Below are 5868 nucleotides of genomic sequence, written 5' to 3'. Positions count from 1 at the left end.
GATTCATTGCTACCATTTTGACTTTTTTAATACTATTGATGTCCAACGATTCTCTGGTGTCACCATTTTTGCAGTATCAAGTAATTTATCTATTATAAATTTATTATTTTCTTTTTGTATCATTAAATCCTATTTTTTTCTAGATCCATTCCCCATTGTTCGTGATCGCCCCAATTCCTTCTATATGAGTACTGATTTTACCCAATTCCTTTGGTTTATTCGGATCTTTAGCAAAAGCTCTTTGGTTATCACGTTTTTCATTTATTAACACTGATTGCCTTACTAATAACGATTCTAAATCTCCTTTTGCTTTGCCTCTAAGCCATATTTCTATCTTATCTACAGGTATAGCAGCATCGCCTTTAACCGCAGTTATATGCTCCCGACCATGAGCATCTGGTAACGAGTGAATTGAAAAATTACTGGATAACCTCTGTTGACTCACTAGAGTTTCTATTTTTCTCGCAGCGACTGAACCTATTAACGGCGTCATTGACGCGCTAATTATTTTCATTCCATCATAGGTTTTAATATAAGCCTCTGCTGTGGGCTTATCGACGCTAAGCTGCACCATGGCATAATTCACCATCGCATCCTGCACCTGTTTCTGATTCTGCGCATCAACACTAGTCATACTCAACAGACTTGTTATCTTGCTATAGGCATCCGCATACTGTTGGCTAGCTCTGGAATTATAGTTACCCGTATTTTCATATTCCCCTTTCGCGGTAATCACATCCAGACGAGCCTGAGCACATCCACTACTAGCCGCATTACCGTTATTACATGCATCAATCACTTTCTGATCACTAACGATATCCTTCTCACGCAGTGCATCATATTTCTGCTGCGCTTTCTCTCGTTCTATTGGATCTGTACTATTTCTAAGTGTCTTTTTTGCTATCTCGAGCTCTGTCTTTTCAGACACGCTCAACCAATTATTCTCAACAATTAAACCCCATAAGCTCGCGAGAAATTTTCAAATGATTCAGTTAGATGATAAAAATCTGCATTAGGATCATTTTTTACTTCTTGGTATCTAGCTACTAGTTTCTCGATGAGCCTATCTGGTGTTGGATGTGATGCTGGATCATTTTTTGCACAATAGAAATAAAATAAAGCTTTTTCTAGGCAAGGGATACTTAATTGATGAGCATTTTTATTTAAAAAGTCAAATGCGTAACTCCATTCAAATTCGGATAGTAATAATCTATTTAGACAGAGAGACTTCAAGAAATCATCGTTTATATTTTTATCAGTCAATATTTTTTTTATAATAAAAAAAAATGCCTTTTTATTATCTAAAAGAAGTTAACTCAGATAAAATAAGTCAAGTAGATCATTTACTGGATCATCAAATGACCTTGGGTCTACATAACCATAGGTTATATAATTATTTATGCCTACTAATATTTGTTCAATATTTTTATTTTTTTCACTCATAAGTTGCACTTATTATTTAAAAGCCCCAGCTTCAACCCGTAGATAAACGTTTCGAGCCATCTGGTAGGATGGTCCATGTACCATAAATTCGAACATTTCCTTTTGAGCCATTAATAACAATAGATGTTTTTCTATTTGTAGCAGTTACATCATTAGCAGATTTTAATAATTCATTGATAATAATTGAATTATTTAAAGGTGTGTCTGGCATACCTGCATTATTTAACACCTTATTCATATCTCTTGATTTTTCAACATTATGTATTTTACTTTCTAGTATTCGTAATTTATCAAAATTATTAGGATCTTTAGCAAATAATTTTTGATTTTGCACTTGCAGATCTTTAAGTGCATTGTAATCCGCTTTTAATGCTGTCAAATCACCGGATGCTTTGCCTCTTAAGTATAATTCAATCTTATCTATAGGTATTATTGCATCACCTTTTACTATTGTTGCGTGAATTTTACCATGAGCATCGGGTAACCATTTAATACCGCTTTCCATTTGAGCAATTTTTTGAATGGTTTTTGCTGTTGTACTAGATACAACAACGCTGGTTCCTAAATTGCCTAACATTTTTCCTTGCAAAGATCCCACCATCTGTCCTGCAAGCTCCGGATCGTTAACTAACGCGTATTCATATAATTGATTCCATTCAGTAACGGATATTTTAATTGCATCATAAGTCTTATCATAGTTCCAGACTGCTGTTGTTAAGTCAGTAACAGCATCTATTGGGTTTAGAATAGTATTGATTGTACCCTCTATACTTTCTGATATCCCATCCTTCAAGCCATCTTTAGCGCCTTGCTCCCGACCTTTTCTATAGGCATCTTTTTTATTCTGGTCATCGCCATAGACTGAATCTAAATCAATGCCATCTACTTGTTTTTGTATGCTAGATTCAATGTCTTTCTGTTTTCTACCAGCCAAGTTAAAGACATTATTCTCAACCACAACCTTCCCGGCTTGGGCAGCATTGGCAACGCCTGTGCTATTATCGCTAATTAAACCGCCGGCAATCCCTGAAGCTAACGTTGCCCATGCACTTATATTCTGCTTTTCAGACTCAGTCAATTCTTCGGGGGTTTTGCCATAAAGTGAATGCGATAAAATGCCCACCGTTTCCCCTGTCATCGCACCAGTGGCTTGTGCTGCTACATTTTCACCTTTTGCTAGAGCAAGACCCGCATTGAGTAAACCGTGGGCAAGTGTGCGCTGAATATCACTTTCAACACTGTTACCTTGGATTTGGTTTTTTACTTCATTGGCAAGATAAGGTGCAGAGCCATTGGCAATCGCGGTGACAATATTGCCACCCATTATGCCTTGCGTAAATGCCGTAACGGCTTGAATAGCTCGGTTGTATTTACCGCCCGTACCAAAATCGGATTGGTTGGTATAGTCCTGTAATGCTTGCTGGAAAAGGTAATTTTGAACGTCACGCTCAGTAACATTCTCTTTAGTTTCAGAAAGGGCTTGGTAGAGATCGTCGTAAGCCGTATCAGAAAGATTATCGAGTTTTGAATCAGCTTTCGCTTGGTTCGTACCACGAAGAGTATCAACCGTGGTTGCCAAATCGATAACCTGCGCCCCAATTTCGCCTACTAATTGCTGTTTTTGTTGGCGATTTTGCTCTTTTTCTTTGTCGAAGATTTTAGTTAACGTGCTGTGAGCGTTGTCGGTATCTTGGCTTAATTGCGCAATATCTTGCTGTTGATTATCGCTATCACGCACTGTCCATGTCCCTTGTGATACCGCAGATCGGGTGGTGTTTTCAGCGCTGTCACTATGGTTGCCTGCCATGGCTAATGCATGTCCCATATTCGCCAGCATATTCCCTTCAACACCACCAGAAGTACTTACACCACCGGATTGATGCTCAACTTTATATTCTGCGTAATTATGGATATCACTAAAGCCTAATGTACCTGTATCTAGCTGATTATTTTTTGCATCAGATTTACTGCTGATCACCGCGCCATCAAGTTGGGTATGTTTACCCACGGTAAGATCAAATCCTTGATTGCCTGCAAATAAGCCCGTTTGTTCTTCCACTGAGCGGTATTTACTGTCCATTTTATCGCGACTAAACGAAATATTTGCCGAGCCTCCCGGTGTGCCGATCACATTGACACTCCCCCCCACACTTTCGCTCGATTGCTTCGACTGATAGTCATCAATGGATTGCTGGCTTTCAAGGTGTAAATCTCCACCCACTTTCGCAATAACTTTATCACCTTGAGCTTGTGCGCCTTTTAAGGTCGTATCTTGACCACTTTGTAAGGTGAGCGTTTGCCCTGCATTTAATGTGCTATTGGTGTAATAGGTGTGATCGCCCTCCTCAAATCCCTTACCTCGACTTCCATTCGCATTAATGTTAACGCCAACACCACCCGAGCCCACCGTGACACCAACACCAACAGAAGCGCTTTTACTGCTGTTTTTGCTGTCTGTTGTTTCTTGGTTTTGTGCTGATTGTAATGTGATATCTCGCGTGGCACTTAGGGTGAGATCACCCCCCGCCTGTAACTCACTGCCTGTAATGGTGATATCACCTTGCTCTTTTCCTGTTGCTGTAATAGAGAGGTTTTCACCCGCGCTTAAACTGCTGCCTTGAGCAATATTTCGTTGGTGTATGGTTTCTGATTCAGACGAGCTTTTACCATAAGAAACATTAGCGCCAATTAACGTTGTGCTTTCATTATCTGTACCTGATTGGGCATTATCTAACGCCACAGCTCCCACTGCTTGAGCCCCCGAAAGCCCCGCTTTGATACTTTGTAAGGTACTAATTTGGCTATCATCAGCTTCTTTGGCGGCTTTGTATCCCGCAATAGCGCCATTGATAGCACTTCCTGCCGTACCGCTTAAGGCAACCGTCACACCACTTTGTTTACTTTTGGTTCGACTTAATTCCGTATAGCTATTTTCAGCAGAGGAAATATCCACAGAATCCCCAGTAAGCGATATCTCCTTTTTGGCAATCATTTCACTGCCATCTATGGTGAGATTATTCCCTGAGCTAATGCGAATATTGCCATCCGTACTGCCGATTACACTGCCTTTATAAGTAATAGCATCACTGTTATTCAGTTGTTCAAAAGTTGATTTTCCGACGGTAAAACCAATACCGCCAGTACCACCAATGCCTGATTTTTTGATTTTTTCTTCATAAGATTGGAAAGCAAGCTCTTCTGCGGTCGTCAGCGATAATTGATTACCCGCATCAAGATTGATATCTTGTGTCGCAATAATCTCACCACCCTGTGCAATTAAATCATTGCCAGCAGAAAGAGAAATTTCATTTCCTTTTAGCTGTGTTCCCGTTGCTTGTTTATTATGAATTTCAGCATGTGTAGTGCGAGTTTCCGAAGAACCAAATGATTTGTCTTTCGTCACACTGTGTGCGATTTGGTCAATAGAGGAATAACCACTTTGTAACGAAATATCATTACCTGCAGTTAATCCTAGCGAGCCTGTGGTTTGAATATCTGTTGCCGTAAGATGAAGATCTTCGCCCGATGTTATTGAGATATCCCCCGCATAAAGATGAGATCCAATCTCCTCTTCATTGGCTTTATGCAGATAATTATTACTATCCCAATCAATATTCTCTTGGCGACGCGTATTAATAGTGCCTAATTCAATATTTTTACCTGCGGTTAACGCCAATTGGCTGTTATCACCACTGGCGAGAATATCTGTTGCTGTCAGCGTTAAATTATGCGTTGCTTTTAATGCAATCTCACCTTCTGGCTCTGTTAAATAAATAGCCGCCCCACGGTTTAACCATTGGTCGGTACTATTACCCGATACGGTTGCTGTACTAATAATGTTATTACCTGCTTGCAGATTAATGCGGTTTTGTCCTGCAATTTGTCCGCCTTCATTTTTAATATCTTGCAACGCAAATAAATCTACCGTTTGCCCTTTAATTAGTCCTTGGTTGATTAAATTATTAGTTGAAGCTTGTAAGCTCGTTTTACTTAAAATCGTGCCTTTGTTTTTTTAACTCAGGAATGTTATTTAAAATAACTTCGCTACCTGAAAGTAATGCACCACTGTTTTGTAAATCCCCTGGTAGAACACGTGCATAAACTTGAGGCACTAATACCTTTTCAACGGAGCCATTAGCGAGTGTGATCTCCCTACTGGTTAATAACACCATATCCGTTGTGATCATTGCCATTTGTTCAGCCGTTAATGTCACACCGGGTTTAATGCCAAACTCTTCACTAAAACGAATACCCGCATCCATTAAAGCGTGATATTGCTGTTCGTTATCATTATGCCCATCTAGATATTGATTGCCGGTAAGCTGAATAATTTGATCACGGACTAGGCGTTTGTTCATAGAAACCATCGCCAATACGCTTATGGGTATTATTGTGATCAACCGATAATGCATTCTGCATATAATC

At 39.6% G+C, this 5868-nt stretch carries 4 protein-coding genes; all 4 read right to left on the bottom strand.

Features of this window, described 5'->3' with window-relative positions; all coding sequences use genetic code 11:
- Nucleotides 1-139: 139 nt before the first annotated feature.
- Nucleotides 140-928: a DUF6862 domain-containing protein gene (locus BHE89_RS08535; protein ID WP_216080995.1), complete on the bottom strand. Its 789-nt coding sequence runs from the start codon at nucleotides 926-928 to the stop codon at nucleotides 140-142.
- A 23-nt stretch (nucleotides 929-951) separates the two neighbouring features.
- Entirely contained in the window at nucleotides 952-1263 is a 312-nt protein-coding gene (locus tag BHE89_RS25365) for a hypothetical protein (protein WP_286145997.1), read from the bottom strand.
- 211 nt (nucleotides 1264-1474) lie between these two features.
- Nucleotides 1475-5353 carry a hemagglutinin repeat-containing protein gene (locus BHE89_RS08525; RefSeq protein WP_128860402.1) on the bottom strand — a complete coding sequence of 1293 codons (3879 nt, stop codon included), beginning with the start codon at nucleotides 5351-5353 and terminating at the stop codon, nucleotides 1475-1477.
- 76 nt (nucleotides 5354-5429) lie between these two features.
- Nucleotides 5430-5801 (bottom strand): S-layer family protein, encoded by a 372-nt coding sequence (locus tag BHE89_RS08520; protein WP_128860401.1) that lies wholly within the window; start codon nucleotides 5799-5801, stop codon nucleotides 5430-5432.
- Nucleotides 5802-5868: the final 67 nt, after the last annotated feature.

Origin of the sequence: Shigella sp. FC1967, assembly GCF_001743005.1 — a bacterium.
GTDB lineage: Bacteria > Pseudomonadota > Gammaproteobacteria > Enterobacterales > Enterobacteriaceae > Proteus.
The sequence above is the reverse complement of the archived record's forward strand: the minus strand, read 5'-3'. Positions and strand labels throughout refer to the sequence as shown.

Coding starts and splice junctions, on each gene's coding strand:
- BHE89_RS08520 (WP_128860401.1), bottom strand. CDS start 5,801: ATGAACAAACGCCTAGTCCGTGATCAAATTATTCAGCTTACCGGCAAT.